Below are 22,169 nucleotides of genomic sequence, written 5' to 3' on the forward strand. Positions count from 1 at the left end.
GGTCCTTAGCATGGTGATATGAGCGCGAAAGACGAGAGAGTGCGGGACTTCCTCACCACACGCCGGGCGAAGATCACCCCGGACATGGTCGGACTGCCCACCGGCAGCGGTGTGCGACGCGTCCCCGGTCTGCGCCGAGAAGAGGTCGCGATGCTGTCCGGTGTGTCCGTGGACTATTACACGCGGATCGAGAAGGGCGACTTGAGCGGCGTCTCCGACGAGATCCTCGACGCCCTCGCGCGGACGCTGCAGCTGGGTGAGGACGAGACCGCCTACCTCTACGACCTGGCTCGCACGTCCCGTCGGCCCGCGCGGGCGCGTCGGCACCCGAGGTCTGCGGTGTCCGTACCGCGGCAGGTTCAGCTGCTCATCGATTCGATGAGTGAGTCACCGGTGGTCGCGCTGAACCAACAGCTCGATATCGTCGCGGCGAATACTCTCGGCCGGGCTCTCTTCGACGTCGTCTTTGCCAGCCCCACGAAGAGGTCGGACTCCGCCCCGCCGAACATGGCCGCATTCGTCTTCCTCGATCCCGCAGCCGACACCTTCTTCGGCAACATCGACGAGGCGGCCGGCACCTGCGTGCGCATGCTGCGAGCCCAGGCCGGCAAGACTCCGCACAACAGGCAGCTGACCCAGCTCATCGGCGAGCTGTCCACGAGAAGCACGGACTTCAGCGCACGCTGGGCCGCCCACGATGTCGGCATTCACCGCACCGGCGCCAAGACGCTTCACCATCACGAGGTCGGCGAACTCGATCTCGGATTCGAAGAGCTCGCTCTTGCCTCCTCCCCGTCCATCGCACTGTCGACCTATGTCGCCGAGCCTGATTCGCCGACCTCGGAGAAGCTGCGGCTGCTGGCGACCTGGGCGGCGACGGAGAAAGTGACAGCGCAGCAGTAGCCGGAAGCGGTCGGCCGCACCTCCAGCCCCCGCACCTCACACGGCTTCGAGCGCCTCGACGGGACTGATCGATGTGGCTGCGCGGGCGGGTTCGCGGCTGGCGACGAACACGGCGATGAGGGTGCCGACGATGACGGCGATGACGACCGTCCAGGGCACGCTCGGAGCGAAGAGGCCGAGCAGAGGTGAGAGCAGGGTCAGTGCGCCGACCCACCCGAACCCGATGCCCAACGGCACGGCGACCAGGCAGGCGGTCAGGCTCAGCTGCAGGCCTTCGGCGGTGATCATCCGCCGCACGCGCTTCGGGGTCTGGCCGAGCGCCATGAGCAGCCCGATCTCCTGAGTGCGCTGACGCACGGAGAGCATGAGCGTGTTCGCGACGCCGATGACGGCGATGATCACGGAGAAGAGGATGAGGGCCAGCGCGAACAGCATCGACTTGTCGATGACGGTGGCCAGCGCGTCCTCGAGGCCGCCCCACCCTTCCTCGCCGAGCGACCGCGCGTACCGCAGCAGCTGATCGCGGAAGGTGGTCATGGCGGTGGCGAACATGACGATGAGCGTGATGCCGATGACGAGCCCGATGACCGTACGGGCATTCCGGGTGGGATGACGGGCGATCGTCGAGGCCGCCAACCGGGACACCGCGGTGCGCCCGCACAGCCAGCCGATCGCCGCCTGCAGGGGCGGCAGGATCCACGGATGGCCGATGATGACGCCGAGGAAGGTCAGGCTCGACCCCAATGCGGTGAGCACCACGCTGATCAGGCTGATCCGATGGTCGGCAGCCCCGATCACGGCGTTGACGAGGAACGTCAGACCCATCGACAGCAGAATCAGCGAGGCCGTGAGTCCCCCTAATGAGGCGCGGGCATCCTCCGGCCGGACCTCCACCGCCTGCGAGGTCGCCTCGATCGGTGAGATCCCCGTGATGCGGCGCGCCCCCAGGTACGCCGACAGCCAGGTCACGATGATGGTGGCGAGGGCGGGAACGGCCATGGTCGGGGTGAGGAGGGCGACCTCCTCGGTGATGGCGTTGCCCAGATAATTCTGGGCCGCTTTCGCCAGCCCGGTCGACGCCGCGAAGGCGAGCACCGCGGCGGGGACGGAGATGATCAGTCCCTCCGCCGAGGCGGCCCTGCGCAGCCGTTTCGACGACGCCCCGATGAGGCGCAGCAGAGCCAGCTGGCGGCTGCGACCGGCGATGATGATCGAGAACGTGTTCGCGATGACGATCGCGGAGACGAAGAGGGCGATGAGGAAGAAGGTGAAGCCGACCATCGTCAGCAGGTTCTGCGCGGTCTCGGATTCGGCGATGATCTTCTCGGACGACAGCCACGCGGTCAGGATCGCGATGCCCTGCATGATCGCGGTGCCGAAGAGGGCGGCGATGAAGACGACGAGGACGCTGGGGAAGAACTGCCGCGGGTTGGTCCGGATTTCGCGCAGCGGGTTCATCGGCTCACCGCAGTGTCGGCGCGTTCGTCGATGTCGAGCATGGTCGAGGCGATCGCCTCGGCGGTGATGGCGTCGTTCAGTTCGGTCACCGGGGTGCCGTCGGCGATGAAGATGACGCGGTCGGCATGGGCGGCGACGATCGGGTCGTGGGTGACGAGCACGATCGACTGGCCGAAGTCGCGGACGGCCTCGACCATGATCGCCATGACCTCGCGACCGGATTTCGCATCGAGGTTGCCGGTCGGTTCATCGGCGAAGAGGATATCGGGGCGGGTCGCAAGTGCCCGGGCGATGGCGGTGCGCTGCTGTTGGCCGCCGGAGATCTCGTTGGGTCGATGCTTGAGCCGGTCCTCCAACCCCAGGCGGTGGACGACCGTGGAGATCCAGGCGCGTTCGTCAGCGTTCGGGCGACGATCGTCGAGTTCGAAGGGCAGTCGGATGTTCTCCTTGACGGTGAGGGTGGGCACGAGATTGAAGGCCTGGAAGACGAACCCGATCCGGCGCCGGCGCAGAGCCGTGAGATCGTCGTCGCCAAGCGTCGTGATCTCCTGCTCGCCGAGGTGGACCTCGCCGGACGTGGGCCGGTCGAGTCCGGCGAGGACGTGCATGAGTGTTGACTTCCCAGATCCCGAGGGCCCCATCACCGCGGTCAGTTCGGCCGGTGCGATGTCGAGACTGACTCCACTGAGGGCCGTGACCGCGGCCCCTTTCGGATCGAAGACCTTCGAAACGTCGCGAAGTCGGGCGATGGGCATCGTTGGGCCGGTGGTCATAGATTCCTCATGCGTCGGTGCAAGCTGTCATTTCCAGACTAACGAGGATCAGGCTTAAGAAACATGAAAAGCGACTGGCCAGTAGGTGTGAGGCGGCTGTACGGCTTGAAACAGTGAGAGCTCCTCACCGCCTGCTTGTGCAGCACGTTCGAGTGGGCACTCTCTGTTCCCGCGGCGCGCGATGTGCTCCACTGGGGACATGACTTATACCGCGCTTCACCTCTCGACGTCGATCGACGCCTCCCCCACCGAGGTGGCCGCCTTCGCCGGCGATCCCGCGAACCTTCCGGCCTGGGCCGCAGGACTGAGCAATGGAATCCGCGAGGCGGCCGGCCGCTGGATCACGGACTCTCCGATGGGCGAGGTCGAGGTCCGCTTCGGCCCGCACACGGAGCTGGGCATCCTCGATCACGATGTGATCTTCCCCGACGGCACGATCGTGCACAATCCCGTCCGGGTGCTCGCCAACGGCACCGGCGCCGAGGTGGTCTTCACCCTCTATCGACTGCCGGGTGTCGATGATGCCGAGTTCGACCGCGACGCCGACATGGTCCGCGCCGATCTCGCTCGCCTTCGCGCCATTTTCGAAGCGAACCGCGACTAGGCGCGCCGACGTGAGGAGCGCAGCTTCCGATAGGTGCGGCGGGCGAAGTCTGCAGACTGTCGGCTAGCGCTCTCGACTCGTCGTGCAGCGCGCACGACAGGCTCTGCCTCGCGGCGCTCATTACGTCGGCGGGCCTCGTCGCGTTCGGTGCGTACGCGCTGCAGCTGCGACTTCACCGCCTGCACCTCTTCGTTCGCCCGTGCCGCCTTCCGGTCCTTGAGCGCCATCACCAGCCCGTAGTTCTGGACGGCGTTGAGACGTTCGCGGACTACGCCGATGTTGTCGACGAATGGGTTGTCGATCGCTTCGGCGTGGAAGAAGCCGGGCGCTTCGGTCTCCGCCGCTCCGGGGGTGTCGCCCAGCGTCTTCGCGACGACGAAGTCCCACCACTTCCGATGCTCGGCACGGCGCTTCTGCGACTGCGAACTCAATCGGCCCCTGAGCTCGTCTCGGTTTCCCACCGCGCCGACAGCTGTCGACACGATGTCGTCGACCGAATCGAGCGGCAGCACGTAGTCCTCCATTCCGACGTTCTCCGCGGCTCCGCGCATGCGGATGGACGAATAGAGATTGGGAGCCAACGAGATGAAGGGAATGCCCGCAGCTCCGGCGAAGATCGCCGCGTGGTATCGGGTCCCAACGACCAGTTGAGCCTGTTCCGTCAGAGCGATGAGCTCTCGTGCTGTGAGCATCCGCGTGGGAACGACCTCGGCATGCCCGCTGGCCTGAGCGATCTTCATATCAGTGAGCTGGTCTCTCGTCTCCGGTGCCGGGGGCAGCGCCCCTCCGTGCGGCACAAGCAGCACCCGCAGACCGGTATCCTCGGCGAGTCGACGAGTGAGTTCCGCCAGCCGCCCGTGGTAATCGTCATCGCTGAGCATCGGGGTTGAGGCCTTCTCGGCGAAGCTCGCCAGGATGAATGGACGCTCTGTCAGATCCGATACGGCAGACCGGTCCTCGTCGCGCGCTGTCAATGAGAACGCGTCGTCGACCTGACGGCGCACGGTCGCGGAACCTCGCCCGAGGTCGGCGGCGAGCTGGGTCGTGTAGCTTTCACGAGTTCCGACGAACTCCGCCTCGGCGAGGAGATCGTGGACGATGTCCCGATCCTCGTCGTAGATGAGCGGGCCGAGCGTCTGGCTGGTCAACGCATACGGTTTGCCGAGGGCACGGGCGATCTTCGCCAGGGTCGCCCGCTCGTAGATGTGATGGGCGAACATCGAGTTGAGGTTGCCGCCGCCCGCAATGATGACGGCATCAGAGTCCCGGACTGCCTCAATGACATCGATCGCCGGGTCATCTGCCTTCAGCGCATTCCGATCTCCGGCGACGTAGTCGAGGATCGTCTTCAGCCGAGAGGTATTGGGACGTCGGTCGCGCCTGAACCCGATGCGTCTGACAGCGTCGACGCCGTACATTTCGCTCGCGTGCTGGGGTTCACCGGCGACAAGCGTGATGGCGATATCCGCTCGGGCACGAAGCTCATCGATGGCCAGCTCCGTCATCGCCTCATCGCCGAGGTGGTAGAACCGGCTCCACCCGACATCGCCGATCATCGTAATGCGCTTCATATCTCCCTTGGATCTGCGGAGAGGTCCCGGATCGGGAGCCTCCGCGACACCATAGCTGCGAGAGACCTCGGGAAAGTGAATGAGGCGCGACAGTCGAGTGAACAGAGGCGGGGACGACAGGCCGAACCGGCGAAGTCGGCGACCTCGGAACGGCACGGGCGATCTCATAGGACGGGCCGCCTCGGTGAGGGTGAATGCGACAGTGAATGCGACAGTGGCCCGGAACGTGATGTTCCGGGCCACTGTCGTGGTCAGAGAAGACTGACGTCCGAGCGGGTGGCTCAGTCCTCGTCCTCTTCGTCCTTCTTCTCGACGACCAGGGTCTCAGTGGTGAGAACCAGGGCGGCGATCGAAGCGGCGTTGCGCAGTGCCGAACGGGTGACCTTGACGGGGTCGATGATTCCGGCGCCGATGAGGTCGCCGTATTCATCGATGGCGGCGTTGTAGCCCTGGCCGGACTCGAGGTCCTGGACCTTGGCGACGACGACGTAGCCGTCCTGGCCCGCGTTGGCAGCGATCCAGCGCAGCGGCTGGACGACTCCGCGCTTGACGATCTCGGCACCGGTGAGTGCGTCACCGGTCAGACCGAGGTCGTTGCCGTCGAGGACCTTCGCAGCGTGGATCAGAGCCGATCCACCGCCGGCGACGACGCCCTCTTCGATGGCGGCACGAGTAGCGGACACGGCGTCTTCGACGCGGTGCTTGCGCTCCTTGAGCTCCACCTCGGTGGCGGCGCCGACCTTGATGACGGCGACTCCGCCGGAGAGCTTGGCCAAGCGCTCCTGCAGCTTCTCGCGGTCCCAGTCGGAATCGGTGTTCTCGACCTCGGCGCGGATCTGAGCGACACGACCGGCAACAGCATCGTCGGCACCGGCACCATCGATGATGGTGGTGTTGTCCTTGGTGACGGTGATGGTGCGGGCGTTGCCGAGCTCTTCCAGGGTGACCTGGTCGAGCTTCATGCCCATGTCCGGGGTGACGACCTGGCCACCGGTGAGGACGGCGAGGTCCTCGAGGATGGCCTTGCGGCGGTCACCGAAGCCGGGAGCCTTGACGGCGGCGACGTTGATGATTCCGCGCAGCTTGTTGACGACCAGGGTCGACAGAGCTTCACCCTCGATGTCCTCGGCGATGATGAACAGCGGCTTGCCGGCCTGCTGCACCTTCTCGAGGACGGGCAGGAGCTCCTGGATGTTGGAGATCTTGCCCTGGTTGATGAGGATGAGAGCGTCGGAGAGCACAGCCTCCTGACGATCGGCATCGGTCACGAAGTGCGGCGACAGGAAGCCCTTGTCGAACTGCATTCCTTCGGTGATCTCGAGCTCGACGGACGCGGCCTGCGACTCGTCGATCGTGATGACGCCGTCCTTGCCGACCTTGTCGAAGGCATCGGCGATGAGCTTGCCGATCTCAGGCGACTGAGCCGACAGACCGGCAACGTGTGCGATCTCCGAGGAGTCGGCGACGTCGCGGGCGATCGTGCCCAGCTGCTGCGAGACGGCCTCGACGGCGGTCTCGATGCCGCGCTTGAGCTGTCCGGGTGCGGCACCTGCGGCAACGTTGCGCAGTCCTTCGTTGACGAAGGCCTGAGCGAGAACGGTCGCAGTGGTGGTTCCGTCGCCTGCGATGTCGTTGGTCTTGGTGGCGACTTCCTTGGCCAGCTGTGCGCCGAGGTTCTCGTACGGATCGTCGACCTCGACCTCACGGGCGATGGTCACACCATCGTTCGTGATCGTGGGAGCGCCCCACTTCTTGTCGAGCACGACGTTGCGGCCCTTGGGTCCCAGTGTCACCTTGACGGTGTCGGCCAGGGTGTTGACACCCTTTTCGAGTGCACGACGGGCTTCGTCGTTGAATTCCAATGATTTAGGCATTCGTCCTCCTGTCAGTGAAGTTGTTGTTCAGGGGATTCAGCCGATGACGGCGAGCACGTCGCGAGCCGAGAGTACGAGGAACTCTTCGCCTGCGTACTTGACTTCGGTGCCTCCGTACTTGGAGTAGATGACCTTGTCGCCGACGGCGACGTCGACCGGCACGCGGTTGCCGTTGTCAGCAACGCGGCCCGGGCCCACTGCGACAACTTCGCCTTCCTGAGGCTTTTCCTTGGCGGTTTCGGGAATGACCAGACCACTGGCGGTAGTCTGTTCTGCTTCGACCTGACGGATGACAATCCGATCTTCGAGTGGCTTGATGGAGACCGACATATCGGGCCCTCTCCCTTCGCTGGGTTCTATTTCATCGAGTCAGACGGCGGCTGTTGCCATGAACCTCTCGTCGTCGCGGGTGCCGAGCGATTCGACCGTCTCATGAAACTGGCACTCAATGAGTGCTAGTGCTAATTCTGACTCTAGAACGCTCTTAGCACTCGGTCAACTTGAGTGCCAGCAATTCGTCATGCTCTGGGCGAAAGTTCAGATTGGGTGGGTTCGGGAGGGTCATAGCCGGGCGCTTCAGCCGCCGAGTTCCGGGCGTACGCCAGCTTCTCGTACCGAGTTCCGGACGATCCATGCGGGATTCGAGCCGCATTTCCCGCACGAATCGTCCGGAACTCGCCGTTGCCAGCCGGTCCTCGCTGGTCCCGGGTCTCCATACCCGAGGGCTGCAGGCTGTCGGAAGCTGTGCCAAAAAAGCATAGGCCCCGAGGATCTCTCCTCGGGGCCCACGCTCCTTGCTGACCGCCTCAGCTCAGTTGTCGATATCTGTTGTCAATGGCGGCCAGAGTTCATTGTCTTCAGGCGCCCAGTCGGCAAACCGGCTCTGATCTCAGATCAGGCGCAGGCCCACTGCCCCCAGCCTTCCTGAGCCTGGAGCTTCTTGGCGCGCTGGAACTGTTCCTGCGGGCTGGCATCCGACGGGTTGCCGCTGCCGCCCATGGCCGCCCAGGTCGAGGGCAGGAACTGGAAGAGACCGAAGTGGGTGCCGTTCGATGCACGCGGGTTGAAGTTCGACTCGCACTCGACGACCGAGTACCACTTGGAACCGGGTCCGCCGAGCATCGCCTTGATCTCAGCGGTGGACATGGAACCGCCGCCGGAGCCGCCGCCGGTGCTCGAGTCACCGGAGTCACTCGAACCGGAATCGCCGGAATCACCCGAGTCGGAGCCGCCGGTGTCCGCCGGTTCTTCCTTCTTCTTGGTGCCCTGGATGACGACCTTGGTCTTGGGTTCGGAGAGGACCTTCTCGTCCTTCTTCTCCTTCTTGACCTCTTCGCCGTTGATCGTCTTGACCTTGTAGGTGACCTGCTTTTCGCCGTCCTTGCCTTCGGTCTCGACCTTGGTCTCACCCTCGTAGAGGGAGTCGGACTTCTTGGTCTCGACCTTGGCCTTGATGGTCTGCTTGTCCTTAACGGTGTCGTTCTTCACGCGGTTGACGGTGAGCACCTGGCCGTCGGAGACCTCGGCGGACATCGGCACGGACAGGAAGTCGTCCTTGTCGAGCTTGACGCCCGTGTCCTTGAGCGCCTCCTTCGCGGTGCCCACAGCGGCCGAGACCTTGTGGTCCTTGCCATCGGCGACGACGGTGAGGTCCTTCGACGTGGTCACCTCGATGTCATTGCCCTCGTCCTTCAGACGCTGGCTGGCCTTCGCGTTGAGATCGGCGCCCTTCGCGTCGACGCCGAGGTCGGCCAGAGCCTGACCCACGGTGTTCGCGTTGGTCCATTCGTTCGTTTCCTCGCCATCGACGGACAGCGCCACCTTCTTCGCCGTGTTGACGGTGATCGTCATGTCACGGTCGACCTTGGTGCCCACACCGGGCTTGACCTGGTCGCGCTTATCGACATCGATTTCGTGGCTGTCGAGGATGTCCCCGACCGTTCCGCCGAAGGTTCGGATCTCTTCGGCCTGTCCGTTGACCTCCAAGGTCACAGGCTTGTTCATGGTCACAACCGCGCCCGTGCCACCGACGAGTCCGGTGATCACGACCGCCTGTGCAGCGATCTGAACCTTGCGGTTCTTCAGAAAATCAATCACAAAAATATCCCTGAGCAGAGTTTATCGACCCGTTCACTGTAACCGATTCGTTACACGGTTCGCAAAATATCACGGAAATGTAACGGTGTGAGTTTCCTGAGGGCGTGTCTGACCTGGAGTTCCCCATGTTTTAGGGGCATTCCCGATCGTGATATTTCCTCGCCGAGGCGGCGCACCGATTCGTTACCTCGCTCACTGAGCCTGAGGCTCGGGCCAGCCCGACGGTCGCTGTGCGACACGCGCCAACGGTCGGCTGTCTCATCGATCGGCTGGAGTTCTCAGTCCCAGCTGCCGAGGGCCCGCTCCGCGTTGGTCCACACGGCAGCACACAGATCCTCTTCGCTCATTCCACGCACCTCGGCGAGTTTCCGCGCCGTGATCGCCGTGAGGTAGGGACCTCCAGGCTTCCCGCGGTGAGGATGCGGGGTGAGGAACGGTGCGTCGGTCTCCGTCAGCAGCAGCTCCAGTGGAACCGCCGCCGCGGCCCGCCGCAGTTCGTCGGCGTTCTTGAACGTGAGGTTGCCGGCGAACGACATGTAGTAGCCTTCCGCGGCACACTCGCGGGCCATTGCCTCGTCTCCGGAGTAGCAGTGGAAGATCGTGACCTCGGGGGCGCCTTCCTCCTTGAGGATGCGCAGCACATCGGCGTGTGCCTCCCGGTCGTGGATCTGCAGTGCACGTCCCGTGCGCTTGGCGATCTCGATATGGGCACGGAAGGAGCGCTGCTGTTCGGCGACGCCCTCCTCTGCTGTGCGGAAGTAGTCGAGACCGGTCTCCCCCACCACACGCATGCGCTCATGCGAGCTCACGAGCGATTCGATCTCGGTGAGAGCGTCGTCGAGCAGGCCGCGTTCGGCCAGCCGCGGTGCCTCGTTCGGGTGCAGTGCGGCTCCGCCGATCATCCACGTCCGCCCCTCGGCAGGAGGAGTGGGCACGGTGCGGGGGTCGGCCGCCTCGGCGAGGGATCCCACCTGCGTGGCCGCCTCGGCGGGGGTGCCTGAATATTGGGATGCCACGAGCGCCGTCGTCCACCGGGCTGCCGGCAGGTCGCAGCCGATCTGGACGATGCGACGGACACCTGCCTCGGCGGCGGTGTCATGGAAGAAATCCAGCGTCGGGAACTCTTCGTCCGTCTCCGGGGTCACCTCGGGTTCCGGTTCGCCGGCGCCCAACGGCAGCCGAACACCCGTGCAGATGTCGAGGTGGGTGTGGGTGTCGACGATGGGGTGAGCGAGCGGTTCGGGCACCGGTGGATAGGTTCCGGCGGCGCGCGAGGCCATTATTCGGTCTCCTCCACGAACTTCGGGAACACCGGTTCGGGTTTCGGCAGGGGCGTGCCCGGCTCGAGCGGGAACTCGACGGCCGCGAACGACCGGGGATCCGCCTCGGCGGCGGCGATGCCATCGGCAGCGGCCTCGGCGACGTTCGGCGCCAGGGCGGCCGAAGCGTAGGCGGCACCGGCGGCGACACCGATGCCCGCACCCGCGGACACGGCACCCATCGCCTCGGCGCCGGATCCGGAATCGACGGCGGTCGGCAGGACCTTCGCACCGGCCTCACCGCTGCCGGCGGGCACACCGAGGAGGTCGAGGATCTTGCCCGCGGAATCGGGCATGACCGGCTGGATGAGGATGGAGATGATGCGTACGACCTCGATCGTCACCCACAGCACGGTGGCCATGCGATCGGGGTCGGTCTTCTTCAGCTTCCACGGCTCCTGCGCGGAGAAGTAGCGGTTGGCCTCGGACAGCACCTTCCAGCAGGCCTCGACGTAGAGGTGGAGAGCCTGGGTGTCGACGTGGCGTCGGGCGGTCTCCGGTACGGCGCGGGCGAGGGCGAGGAGCTTCTCGTCCGCCTCACTGAGAACGCCTGGCTGCGGCACCTGGGCATCGCAGTTCTTCTGGATCATCGACAGCGAACGCTGGGCGAGGTTGCCGTATTCGTTGGCGAGGTCGGAGTTCTTGCGGGTGATGATCGAGTCCTTCGTGTACGAGCCGTCGTGGCCGTAGGAGAACTCGCGGAAGAGGAAGAAGCGCAGGGTGTCCAGGCCGAAGGCGTCGACAAGGTCGAGCGGGTCGACGACGTTGCCGACGGACTTCGACATCTTCTCTCCGGAGTTGAAGAGGAAGCCGTGAGCGTGGACGCGCTTGGGCAGCTCGATGCCGGCGCTCATGAGGAACGCGGGCCAGTAGACCGAGTGGAAGCGGATGATGTCCTTGCCGATGATGTGGACGTCGGCGGGCCACCACTTCGCGAACTTCTCGTCGTCGTCCGGGAAGCCGGCGGCGGTGATGTAGTTCGTCAGGGCGTCGATCCACACGTACATCACGTGCTTGTCGTTGCCGGGCACGGGCACGCCCCAGTCGAAGGTGGTGCGGGAGACGGAGAGGTCCTTGAGCCCGGAGGAGACGAAGGAGGCGATCTCGTTGCGGCGGGAGTCGGGACCGATGAACTCGGGGTGGTTCTTGTACAGCTCGAGCAGCTTGTCCTGGTACTTCGAGAGGCGGAAGAAGTAGGACTCCTCTTCGGTCCAGGTCACCTCGGTGCGGGTTTCCTTGGACAGGCGGACACCGTCGACGACCTCGGTCTCGTCGTCGGTGTAGAAGGCCTCGTCGCGCACGGAGTACCAGCCGGAGTACGTGTCGAGGTAGATGTCGCCGGCCTCTTCGAGCTTGCGCCAGATGGCCTGCGACGCGGTGTAGTGGTCGTCGTCGGTGGTGCGGATGAACCGGTCGAAGGTCGAGCCGAGGGCGAGCTGGGTGTCGCGGAAGTTCTTCGCGTTGTCGTCAGCGAGTTCCTTGGGGGTGATGCCGAGCTTGTTCGCCGCCTGCAGCATCTTCAGTCCGTGCTCGTCCGTGCCGGTGCAGAAGAACACATCATGATTGTCCAGTCGCTTGAACCGGGCGATCGTGTCGGCCGCAATGTACTCATAGGCATGCCCGATGTGAATGGCCCCATTGGGGTAGGCAATCGCTGTCGTCAAGTAGTAACCCATAGGGAACTCAGTCTAAGGGACGCGGTGCGACGGGCGCGCATGGGTCCGCTGGCGGTGAGCGGGTGGGTGCGCGGTGCGGGTGGGTGTGGCACCGTCAACGGGTGGAGGCTTGACGTTGCGGGAACACGGCGCAGGCGGATGGCAGGTGCGGGAAAGTGTGTGGAGGGCTCGGAGTGGATGCGCCGTAGGGCGCGTGGGCGCTTTCCAGCGCTGCCCGTATCCGCGGCGGAATGACCGTCTGCGGCCTTGAACTGAGTTCGGCCTCCAGATGGCATGAACCCACCTCCGCCGTCGGTTAGGTACAGGTTTCTTAGAACTGCCCACTGAACAACCTGTGCAATTCAAAGACACGAGTGCTTTCCGCAGCTCTTGTCTTCCACACTGTTCGTGCCAGGAGCGGATCCACTCGTTTTCCCATTGACCACAGTGCAAAGCCTTCTGGAGTTGCCGGCATCTGCACTACTTCAGAGTCGGTTTGCCTCGATAATCCAAGAGCTGCGGGGACTGTGCGAACAGCTTCGTCTCAAACCGCTTCAAGTTCATGACGTCGCCGAACTCCAAATGCACGATTCGGAAGCCCATGTTCAACAACTCGTTCTGCTGGCGACCTTCATGCTTGATTCGCTCGCCACCGAAGTCGGCGTATTTCTGACCTCCGTCGAATGCGAGCACAGTGTTGGTCGGCCGATGCAGGAAATCGAGTCTCGCAAGAAGGTCACCGTCGCGTCCGACGTTCCACTGCTGAGTGAAGTCGTGCAGACCCGTCTGGTGAAGCGCGAAGGATGTCCGGCTCTCTGCGTAGTTCTCCGACAGCGGACTGATGATCGTCAGTATTCGCAGGGCGCACTCCCTCCCCTGGCGAAGTCGCATCGCTGCTGGAACAAAATCACGAGCCACGATCTCTCTGCCGATCTTATGCATGCGCCGCGGATTGTTCTTGCCGATCTGTGAATCGCCGGATTCTTTCTCAACCTGCGTGCGCAATCCGCCTTCCAACGCGGCCATGCCGTCGGCCGGTCCACTCTCTGTAATCATGTCCAGTCCGGAGCGGACCGATGTGAAGGCCCTGACCCCGTGGATCGTGCACACGTCCTCGGAGCTGAACTGTCGCCGCCGCCTGATGATCTCAGGGCTGCGTGAAGCCGCGGAGGGATTCGACACAGTTATCCGATCCAACTCGGCTTCGTACAACGGCGGCTCGTGAAGAATCGCGGCCGAGGCTCCGCTGACAGCGTCTGCAGCCCGGAAGTGGCGATAATGCACGATTTTCAGACGCGCCATGTGTTCCTCGAACCGGTAGTCAGCTGCCCGGCCGGCCGCTGTCGTCGTACGAAAATACTCGACCCAGTCTTCATCATTGATCAATTTCGCCACCGACCGGTGTTTGCTCTCAGTACAGGCACGGACGATCGAATAGGTTCCACGTGACAACTTCAGCAGGCAACAGTTCACAGCACTGGAGATGGCTGCATGGGTCATCCCGACTGCTCTGAGGGTTCTGTAGTCGACGACGTTGTACCTGTCCAGATATTCAAGTGTCATCTGCTGATCGTGCGGCTTCACCGCGGTCTAGTCACTAGGTTGAATCACTGCCTGTGGATAGATTCGCACCGTCCACAGGAAATTACGTCGAAGTCGTCGACCCTTCCTACCCCAAACAGGTGAGGATCTAACCGATACCGATAACGACTCACCGCGACAATCTCTCAGCATTTGCGCAAGCCTGACGCCGTTTTCGATACAGGTGTTTCCAAAGTGCCCAGGTTTCTCCATGTGCAATTCAGAGCAGGGTGTACCGAACTTCTCAACAAGGTGGAGCGTGCGAGTGCATCCTTCTGCGGTAAGCATGCAGAACACTACTCAGGCATCCAGTGACCCGTGGACGGCATCCCGGGGGATCATCTGCCACAGGCGCTCAGCAGCACCTCCGCCCGAACAGTCCCGCCCCGCGCAAAGTTCTTCACTCGCGGTGGAGCCAGGCCTCGTAGACGTCGCGCTTGGACAGGCCGAACTTCTTCGCCACCTGCCCAGCCGCATCTTTGGCGCGCACTCCGGAGTCGACCAGCGCGCTGACCTCGCCGAGGTGGTCCTCCGGAGCCGTTTCGACCGCGGTGGCACCGGCGAGCACAAGGGTCAGTTCCCCGCGCAGTCCCCCGGCGGCCTGATCACGCAGGGAACCGACGGTTCCGCGCAGAGTCTCCTCGTAGGTCTTCGTCAGTTCGCGGCTGATGGCCATGGGCCGGTCGATGCCGATGATCTCGGCGAAGTCGTCCATCGCATCGGCGATCCGGTGCGGGCTTTCGAAGAACACCATCGTCCGCTTCTCCGCCTTGAGTTCGGTCAGCAGGGTCTTGCGCTGCCCGGACTTGCGCGGCAGGAACCCTTCGAAGCTGAACCGATCGCTCGGCAGTCCCGAGACCGCGAGCGCCATGAGCACCGCGGACGGGCCCGGCGTCGACGTGATCGGAAGTCCCGCCTCGGCGCAGGCCCTGACCACGCGGTAGCCGGGGTCGGAGACGGCGGGCATTCCCGCGTCGGAGAGCAGAACAACGGTCTCACCGGCGGTGATGATGTCGACGAGTTCGGGGGCGCGGTGGCCCTCGTTGTGGTCGAAGACGCTGATGACCCGTTTCGTATGAGTGAGATCGAGCCGCTGCGCCAGCGACAGGAACCGACGCGTGTCCTCGGCGGCGATGACATCGGCCGTTTCGATGGCCTCCCGCATCCGCGGGCTCGCGTCACCGAGGTTGCCGATCGGAGTCCCGACCAGGATCAGTCGACCGCCGGTGAGGTTCGGACCGGAGCTCAGCCCGGCGGGGTCGGTCTGATCGGTCAGGTCGGGCGGGGCCGCCTCGGCGGGGTCGGTCTGATCGGTCTGGTCGGGCGGGGCCGCCTCGGCGTGGTCTGTGTGGTCGATGTCATCGGACGGCGCCGCCTCGGCGAGGTCGTCGGCTCGGTGGTCGGCGGCCTCGGTGGGGTTGTCGTCGTTTCGGTGGTCGGCGGCCTCGGCGGGTTCCTCGTTCGAGGAGAACTCACGATCGGGAATCGTGGAATCCTCGGTCACGAAGCGCCTTCAGCCGCGAAGAGCACGGCGAACAACCCGACGTAGAGGAGGATCATGAAGACCCAGAAGAGGACCCACAGCGCGGTGCCGATGTAGCCGACCCACAGGGCCGCGATCGCCATGCCGTCGCCGCGCTCTCCGCGTTCGCGGATCTGTTTGCGGGCGATGTGGCCCATGATGATGCCGGCGATGCCGCCGATGAAGACGGACGAGATGAAGCCGAAGATCGAGGCGCACATGCCGACGATGGCCAGCACATTCGTCGGCGGAAGCGGCTGGTACACGTAGCCGGGTCCGCCGGCGTACTGCGCATTGGCAGCGGAGGCGCTGTTCTGACTGTACGACTGGGCACCGTATGAGCCGCCGGCGCTCGACTGGGGCTGCTGGTAGTACATGTCCGGGTTGTTCCAGTTGTTCTGGCTGCTCATGGCGAAGTCTCCTTGTGGTTGCCTTCAACGGTACAGAGTCGTCGGTGGCGGCAAAAGGCGGGGCGGTTACAGGTCAGTCACAGTTGGCGGGGCGGTCAGCTGACGGTTCCTCCTCCGGCGGCGATCGCTGCGCCGACCATGAGCGCGATGACGCCGAAGTAGACCAGCCAGAATCCGACCCAGAAGAGCACGCTCAGGTAGCTCAGCCACAGCCCGGCCACGGCCATCCCGTTGCCGCGTTCTCCGCGGGATTTGATCTGCGAGCGGGCGACGTGGCCGAAGATGATGCCGACGATGCCGAGGAAGAAGAACGAGGAGATGAACGAGATGAGGCCGAGCACCAGCGCGACGATCGACGAGGAGTTCGTCGGCGCCACCTGCTGGTAGACGACGACCGGTGCCCCGTTCCCGTAGGTCACCGGCGCCTGGACCAGGGCCGGCGAATGGACCGGTGCGGAAACACGAGCCGGTGCGGGCGTGCGGACCGCGACGGGTGCGTGGGCCGCTGCGGGTGCGTGGGCCGAACCGTTCGACCCGGTGTAGGTGGTCCCGAGGGGCAGTACGCGAGTGTTCATGTCCGTTCCGTTCCGCTGGCTGTCGTTGATCGTCAGGGCTGTTTCGGGCCGTGATCGTCGGATGTCCCGATGTCTGAGATCAACGCTACCCACCTGCGACGAGCGCGGTGGCCGAATCGTGTTGCAGTCCTGCACCACAGGTTGCAGAATCCCCTCGCCGAGGCGGCCCGACCGCCCCGGACCCGCGTGAACTCAGGGTGCACGGAGTGTCCCGGGTGGACGGCCCCAAGTCAGACGAGGCGGTCCCGTGCCCGCATGACCTCGGCGGTCGTCCGCGGTCACGTCCGGCGGCTCAGTAGCTGCTCATCATGCCCAAGAAGCCGATGCCCAGGATGCCGATCATGATGATCGCCATGATGAGCCCGAGGGCGATGGTCACGTAGCCGATGATGAGCCCGGCGATCGCCTGCCCACGGCCGTCTTCGCCGGTGTTCTTGATCTGGTTGAGGCCGATGTGGCCGAAGATCACGGCGAGCACCGGTGCGATCCATAGGAGCATCGCGATGATGCTGAAGATGACGCCGATGAACGGAATCATCGACAGCAGACCGCAGACGAATCCGCCGCCGATTCCGGTGATGCCCATCCACATCGACCACACGGCCATCTTGTTGGGTGCGGGCCGGACGAAGACCGGCTGCGCACCGTAGGTCATCGGCTGACTGTACGCGCCGGGCTGGCTGTAGGCGCCCGGCTGGCTGTAGGCGCCCGGCTGGCTGTAGGCGCCTGACTGCCCGTACGCGTTCTGCTGACCGTAGGCGCCGGACTGTCCATAGGAGTTCTGCTGCCCATAAGGCTGTGCCTGCGAGTAGTGCCCCTGCGAATACTGACCCGCATCGGACCCGTACTGTCCTGAACCGGACCCATACTGGCCCGCTTCGGAACCGTACTGACCTGCACCAGATCCGTACTGTCCCGCGCCGGAACCGTACTGGCCCGACTGCCCCTGCCCGTACTGCGGCTGGGACCCGTAGTTGTTGTTGAACTGCTGCGAGCCGACCTGGGGAGGATCGCTCGGGCGGTAGTTGGGGTTATTCGACACGTTGTGCACCATTCGCTCTGACTCCGGCTGTCTCCCACTACTCTAGTGATGCACGTCGGCGAATGCCCAAGAATCCTGCTCAAGGTGCCGAACCTCATGCTGTGGCGACTCACCCCCTCAACAACCGCTGGCGTTCCTGCGGGTCGCATGAGAGCCCCGCCCGCCGAGATCTCTAAACTGGACTCCGATGACACACACCGCAGACTCCCCGGCCCCCACCAGGCGCATCGCCCGCGAGCGCCTGGCGAGGAAACGCGAAAAGGTGCGTGCCGGTGCCGCTGCGATGCGCCGCGAAACCTTCCACGCCGGCATGTGGGCCACCCGCGCACCGCTGTGGATGTGGCCCGCACTGCTCGTCATCACCGGAATCGGTGCGGCCCTGCGCTTCTTCCGCCTCGACTTCCCGCACCGCCTGATCTTCGACGAGACCTACTACGTCAAGGACGGCTACTCGGTCTTCAACTTCGGCTACGAACGCTCCTGGCCCGAGAACGCCGACGACTCCTTCAACGCCGGCGACCCCAGCGTCATCGAGCCCACTCCCGAATACGTCGTACACCCGCCCCTGGGCAAATGGCTCATCGGGTGGGGCATCGACCTCTTCGGCGCCGACGACTCATTCGGCTGGCGCTTCACCGTGGCGATCATCGGCACCCTGACGATCTTCCTCCTCGGCGTCATCGCGTGGAAGCTCTTCCGCTCGGCATTCTTCGCCTGCGTCGCCGCCGGCCTGCTCGCCATCGACGGCGAGCACTTCGTCCACTCTCGCACGAGCCTGCTCGACATCGTGCTCATGGCCTTCGTCCTCCTCGCCTTCTTCTTCATCCTCCTCGACCGCGAGCAGGTGACGAAGCGCCTGGCCACCTGGACCCAGCGCACCGCGGAGATCGACAGCTTCGCACCGGCCCTCCCACAGCAGAATCCAGATCCCCTCGCCGAGGCGGCTGCCACTCCCCCACCGACCCCCACCGAGGCGGCCGTCTCCACCCCATCCTCCCCATCCGAGGTTCCCCGAACCTTCCCGACCGAACTCAGCGAGTCGATCTCTGCCGTCCCCTTCACCGAGGCGGCCCCGCCCACCGCAGCCACCCAACGTCGGCCTCGGACCAGGTCAAGGGACGTGATCAACTTCGGGCCCCGCCTCGGCGCGCGTCCCTGGATCTTCGCGGCGGGGATCAGCCTCGGCCTGGCTACGGGAGTGAAGTGGTCGGGTCTGTATGCGCTGGCGGTGTTCGGGATTCTGCTCGTGCTGTGGGACGTGCATTCGCGGTCTCGGGCCGGGGTCGTACATCCGTGGCTGGGGATGCTCATCCGCGACAGCATCCCATCGTTCTTCAAGCTCGTGCCGATCGCGCTCGTGACCTATGTGGCGTGCTGGACCGGGTGGATCCGGTCGGACGATGCGTGGGACAGGCAGTGGGCTGCGGAGAATTTCGGTTGGTGGAGTGCGCTGCCGAAGTGGTTGGACTGGCTGCCGTCGTTGGCGCACTACCACTACACGGCGTACTCGTTCCACGTCGGCCTGGACTCGGAACATCCGTACATGTCGAACCCGTGGGGTTGGATCGTGCAGTGGCGGCCGACGTCGTTCTACTACGAGTCCTACGACAAGGGCGATATGGGGTGCACGGTCGCGAAGTGCTCGTCGGCGATCACTTCGGTGGGCAACCCTGTGATCTGGGGCTTGGCCGCGTTGGCTGTGCTCGTCTGCCTCGTCGTGTGGATCATCCGCCGAGACGTCCGCCCGGCCGTCATCCTCGCCGGCCTCGCCGCGACTTGGCTGCCGTGGTTCGCCTACCAGGAGCGGACGATCTTCACCTTCTACACCATCGTCATGGTGCCGTTCGTCGTGTTGGCCGTGACGTACTGTCTGACCCTGGTGTGGGGTCGGGTGCCTGCGGGCGGTGGACAGGTGGCCGCTGCCCCTTCGAAGAAGCAACGATTCGCCCGGATCTCGGCGGCACTGTTCGCCAGACGATTGAGCGTCGGCATCTTCCTTGTCGCAGCGATCCTCGCATTCGCCTACTTCTGGCCCATCTACACCGGCGAAGTCATCCCGTTCTCGGCCTGGAACAACCGCATGTGGAACATCACCTGGCGCTGAGCCGTCGGCGTCAGCGTGCACCTGTGCCCCGCACTGGCTCCGTCGAATCACGCCGCTGTCGGCTTCGCACAGAGCGTCATCGACTTCTGTCCCGAGCGTCATCGACTTTTGATCAGATACTCATGTTCGAACCGGATTAACCGTCCAAAAGTCGATGAGACGTTGTCGCGCACCTGCACAAAAGTCGATGAGGCTCCCACCGGCTCTGCCCACTCAGCACCCACCGCCCGCGGCCTGCCGGTGCAACCGTCACGGGTTCGCCATCGGAGGGTCGCCTCGGCGACATGGCGTGTTCACCTTGAGGTAACACCCCGTCGTTAGCGTCGAATCATTGTGAATGACCATTCGACGACCTACGAGCCCAACGCAGCCGAGTTTCAGTCAGAAATGAAGCCGGATGCGCGCACCACCGTGGCCGCGGACCAGGCGGCAGAAAGCACCACCCCAGTGGCAGGCAGTGCCGCGGCAGACACCTCCCCAGCGGCAGGCCCTTCCCCGGCAGGCAGCACCTCCCCCACTCCCCACCGCACCGTCGCGATCATCCCCGCGCGCGGAGGATCCAAGGGCATCCCGCTGAAGAACCTGCAGAAGGTCGCCGGAATCTCGCTGCTCGCCCGCGCCATCAACGCCGCCCAGGCCAGCCCCAGCATCGATCGCGTGATCGTCTCGACCGACCACGACGGAATCGCCGCCGAAGCCCTGCGCGCCGGCGCCGAGGTGGCCCACCGCCCCGCCGGGATCGCCGGCGACACCGCCACCAGCGAATCCGCGCTCATCCACACCCTGTCGACCCTCGACGAGGACTTCGACATCACCGTATTCATGCAGTGCACCTCGCCGTTCATCGACTCCGCCTCGATCGAGAACGCAGTGCGCACGGTCCGTGACGACCACGCCGATGTCGTCTTCTCCGCCGTCGAAGACCACTCCTTCCTGTGGCGCCTCGACGACGACACTCAGGCCGTGGCCGTCGGACACGAATCCAGCTTCCGTCCGCGCCGCCAGGACCGTGCCAAGCACTTCAACGAAACCGGCGCGTTCTACGTCATGCGCACCTCCGGCCTCATCGAGCACGAGCACCGCTTCTTCGGCCGCATCGGCATCGAGGAGGTCCCGCCCGAGCACGCCCGCGAGATCGACGACATGTCCGACCTCACCCTCGTCCGCGCCATCGCCTCGACTCAGGAGACCGCCCAGGTCATCGACGTCGACGCCCTCGTCACCGACTTCGACGGCGTCCACACCGACGACGGCGCCTATGTCGACGAGGACGGAAACGAACAGGTTCGCGTCCACCGCGGCGACGGTATGGGCATCTCCCGCCTCGTGAAGTCCGGGGTGCCCGTGATGATCCTGTCGAAGGAACGCAACCCGGTCGTCACCCGCCGGGCGGAGAAGCTGCGCGTCGACGTCGCCCAGGGCATCGACAACAAGGCCGGCATCCTCGACGCATGGATCACCGCCAACGACCTCGACCCGGCTCGCGTCGCCTACGTCGGCAACGACATCAACGACCTCGAGGCCTTCGACGTCGTCGGCTGGCCCGTCGCCGTCGCCGACGCCCACCCGCGAGTCCTCGCCGCCGCCCGCGTCATCCTCGACCGGCCGGGCGGACGAGGTGCGGTGCGTGAGGTCTGCGACCTCATTCCCATCCCCGCCGAAGCGGCCGACCCCCTTCCGAATCCGACCCTGACCTCACTGCGGCAGCAGCCGCAGTTCACCCACCGCGCGGAGAATTCGCGTGCCAACCGAAAGCAGGTTTCATGACTGATCAACTCACTCCCGTGGCCATCGGAGAGCACCTCGTCGGCCCGAACCAGCCCGTGTACATGATCGGTGAGATCGGCATCAACCACAACGGCGACGTCGACATCGCCAAGCAGCTCATGGATGTCGCCGTCACCGCCGGTGCGCAGGCAGTGAAGTTCCAGAAGCGCAACCCCGAGGTGGCTGTGCCCGAACACCAGAAGTCGAAGATGCGCTCGACCCCGTGGGGCGAGATGACCTACATCGACTACAAGCACCGCGTCGAGTTCGGCATCGACGAGTACACCGAGATCGACCGGTATGCCAAGGAAGTCGGACTCCAGTGGTTCGCCTCGCCGTGGGACACCGACTCCGTCGACTTCCTCGAGACCGAATTCGACGCCCTGACCTACAAGGTGGCCTCGGCCTCGCTGACGGACTTCGAGCTGCTGCGCGCGATCGCCGCCACCGGCAAGCCCGTCCTGTGCTCCTCGGGCATGTCCGACTGGGAGACTCTGGACAAGGCCGTCGAGGTCTTCGACCGGGACAAGCTCGTGCTCATGCACGCCACCTCCACCTACCCGCTGCCTCCCGAAGAGGTCAACCTCACGGCGATCCCGGCCATGCGCGAACGCTACGGAGTTCCCGTCGGCTACTCCGGACACGAGCTCGGCCTCGAGATCTCGTTCGCTGCTGCCGCTCTGGGTGCTGCGACCATCGAACGTCACATCACGCTGGACTCCTCGATGTGGGGATCCGACCAGTCCGCATCGATGGAACCGCGCGAGTTCGCCTCCCTCGTCAAGGGCGTCCGTGTCCTCGAAACCGCGTTCGGCGACGGGGTCAAGCGCGTCATGCCGGGTGAGGAATCGAAGATCGATTCGCTGCGCAAGGTCACGGCCTGAGCAATCGGCAAAGCCACCTCGGCGAGGTTC

Annotated in this window: 18 protein-coding genes; 5 read left to right on the forward strand and 13 right to left on the reverse strand. The window is 64.7% G+C overall.

The genetic code is table 11. The features are described 5' to 3' along the window. The first annotated feature begins 18 nt into the window (after positions 1 to 18). Positions 19 to 903 carry a helix-turn-helix transcriptional regulator gene (locus tag HF684_RS14120; RefSeq protein ID WP_169252975.1) on the forward strand — a complete coding sequence of 295 codons (885 nt, stop codon included), beginning with the start codon at positions 19 to 21 and terminating at the stop codon, positions 901 to 903. A 36-nt stretch (positions 904 to 939) separates the two neighbouring features. On the opposite strand, the gene HF684_RS14125 is transcribed toward HF684_RS14120, so the two are convergent. Continuing rightward, a complete protein-coding gene (locus HF684_RS14125; RefSeq protein WP_169252976.1) occupies positions 940 to 2,361 on the reverse strand; it encodes an FtsX-like permease family protein in 1,422 nt (473 codons plus the stop codon). Beyond that, on the reverse strand, positions 2,358 to 3,134 hold the full coding sequence (locus tag HF684_RS14130; RefSeq protein ID WP_169252977.1) for an ABC transporter ATP-binding protein: 777 nt from the start codon (positions 3,132 to 3,134) through the stop codon (positions 2,358 to 2,360). The genes HF684_RS14125 and HF684_RS14130 overlap by 4 nt, the downstream gene beginning before the upstream one ends. Before the next feature lie 199 nt (positions 3,135 to 3,333). On the opposite strand from HF684_RS14130, the gene HF684_RS14135 reads away from it, so the two are divergent. Continuing rightward, positions 3,334 to 3,738 (forward strand): SRPBCC family protein, encoded by a 405-nt coding sequence (locus tag HF684_RS14135; protein ID WP_169252978.1) that lies wholly within the window; start codon positions 3,334 to 3,336, stop codon positions 3,736 to 3,738. Here the strand turns inward: HF684_RS14135 and HF684_RS14140 are convergent. The 11 genes from HF684_RS14140 to HF684_RS14190 form a co-directional block, all read right to left on the reverse strand. Continuing rightward, positions 3,735 to 5,309 carry a polysaccharide pyruvyl transferase family protein gene (locus HF684_RS14140; RefSeq protein ID WP_169252979.1) on the reverse strand — a complete coding sequence of 525 codons (1,575 nt, stop codon included), beginning with the start codon at positions 5,307 to 5,309 and terminating at the stop codon, positions 3,735 to 3,737. The two genes, HF684_RS14135 and HF684_RS14140, sit on opposite strands and share 4 nt — an antisense overlap. 281 nt (positions 5,310 to 5,590) lie before the next feature. Beyond that, positions 5,591 to 7,183 carry a chaperonin GroEL gene (gene groL, locus HF684_RS14145; RefSeq protein ID WP_169252980.1) on the reverse strand — a complete coding sequence of 531 codons (1,593 nt, stop codon included), beginning with the start codon at positions 7,181 to 7,183 and terminating at the stop codon, positions 5,591 to 5,593. A 36-nt stretch (positions 7,184 to 7,219) separates the two neighbouring features. After that, positions 7,220 to 7,513: a co-chaperone GroES gene (groES, locus tag HF684_RS14150; RefSeq protein ID WP_039209993.1), complete on the reverse strand. Its 294-nt coding sequence runs from the start codon at positions 7,511 to 7,513 to the stop codon at positions 7,220 to 7,222. Positions 7,514 to 8,077: 564 nt separating this feature from the next. Further along, entirely contained in the window at positions 8,078 to 9,280 is a 1,203-nt protein-coding gene (locus HF684_RS14155) for a resuscitation-promoting factor (RefSeq protein ID WP_169252981.1), read from the reverse strand. Between the two features lie 278 nt (positions 9,281 to 9,558). Beyond that, complete coding sequence (locus tag HF684_RS14160; protein WP_169252982.1) at positions 9,559 to 10,560, reverse strand: TatD family hydrolase; 1,002 nt, start codon at positions 10,558 to 10,560, stop codon at positions 9,559 to 9,561. After that, positions 10,560 to 12,275, reverse strand: a complete 1,716-nt coding sequence (gene metG, locus HF684_RS14165) for a methionine--tRNA ligase (RefSeq protein WP_169252983.1) — start codon at positions 12,273 to 12,275, stop codon at positions 10,560 to 10,562. The genes HF684_RS14160 and metG overlap by 1 nt, the downstream gene beginning before the upstream one ends. Before the next feature lie 459 nt (positions 12,276 to 12,734). Further along, positions 12,735 to 13,817 carry a hypothetical protein gene (locus HF684_RS14170; protein ID WP_169252984.1) on the reverse strand — a complete coding sequence of 361 codons (1,083 nt, stop codon included), beginning with the start codon at positions 13,815 to 13,817 and terminating at the stop codon, positions 12,735 to 12,737. Positions 13,818 to 14,235: 418 nt separating this feature from the next. Continuing rightward, complete coding sequence (gene rsmI / locus HF684_RS14175) at positions 14,236 to 15,339, reverse strand: 16S rRNA (cytidine(1402)-2'-O)-methyltransferase (protein ID WP_348981391.1); 1,104 nt, start codon at positions 15,337 to 15,339, stop codon at positions 14,236 to 14,238. Continuing rightward, positions 15,336 to 15,767, reverse strand: a complete 432-nt coding sequence (locus HF684_RS14180) for a DUF4190 domain-containing protein (RefSeq protein WP_169252985.1) — start codon at positions 15,765 to 15,767, stop codon at positions 15,336 to 15,338. Before HF684_RS14180 ends, rsmI begins: the two co-directional genes overlap by 4 nt. A 95-nt stretch (positions 15,768 to 15,862) precedes the next feature. Continuing rightward, entirely contained in the window at positions 15,863 to 16,342 is a 480-nt protein-coding gene (locus HF684_RS14185; RefSeq protein WP_169252986.1) for a DUF4190 domain-containing protein, read from the reverse strand. Positions 16,343 to 16,634: 292 nt separating this feature from the next. After that, positions 16,635 to 17,384, reverse strand: a complete 750-nt coding sequence (locus HF684_RS14190; RefSeq protein WP_248278954.1) for a DUF4190 domain-containing protein — start codon at positions 17,382 to 17,384, stop codon at positions 16,635 to 16,637. A gap of 187 nt (positions 17,385 to 17,571) precedes the next feature. Between HF684_RS14190 and HF684_RS14200 the strand changes: the two genes are divergently transcribed. The 3 genes from HF684_RS14200 (at position 17,572) to HF684_RS14210 (ending at position 22,139) form a co-directional block, all read left to right on the forward strand. Then, positions 17,572 to 19,488, forward strand: coding sequence for a phospholipid carrier-dependent glycosyltransferase (locus HF684_RS14200; RefSeq protein ID WP_248278955.1), 1,917 nt, complete (start codon positions 17,572 to 17,574; stop codon positions 19,486 to 19,488). Between the two features lie 333 nt (positions 19,489 to 19,821). Beyond that, positions 19,822 to 21,255: an acylneuraminate cytidylyltransferase gene (locus HF684_RS14205; protein WP_248278956.1), complete on the forward strand. Its 1,434-nt coding sequence runs from the start codon at positions 19,822 to 19,824 to the stop codon at positions 21,253 to 21,255. Next, on the forward strand, positions 21,252 to 22,139 hold the full coding sequence (locus HF684_RS14210) for an N-acetylneuraminate synthase family protein (protein WP_169252987.1): 888 nt from the start codon (positions 21,252 to 21,254) through the stop codon (positions 22,137 to 22,139). Before HF684_RS14205 ends, HF684_RS14210 begins: the two co-directional genes overlap by 4 nt. Positions 22,140 to 22,169 lie beyond the last annotated feature (30 nt).

Source organism: Brevibacterium sp. 'Marine', assembly GCF_012844365.1.
Taxonomy (GTDB): domain Bacteria; phylum Actinomycetota; class Actinomycetes; order Actinomycetales; family Brevibacteriaceae; genus Brevibacterium.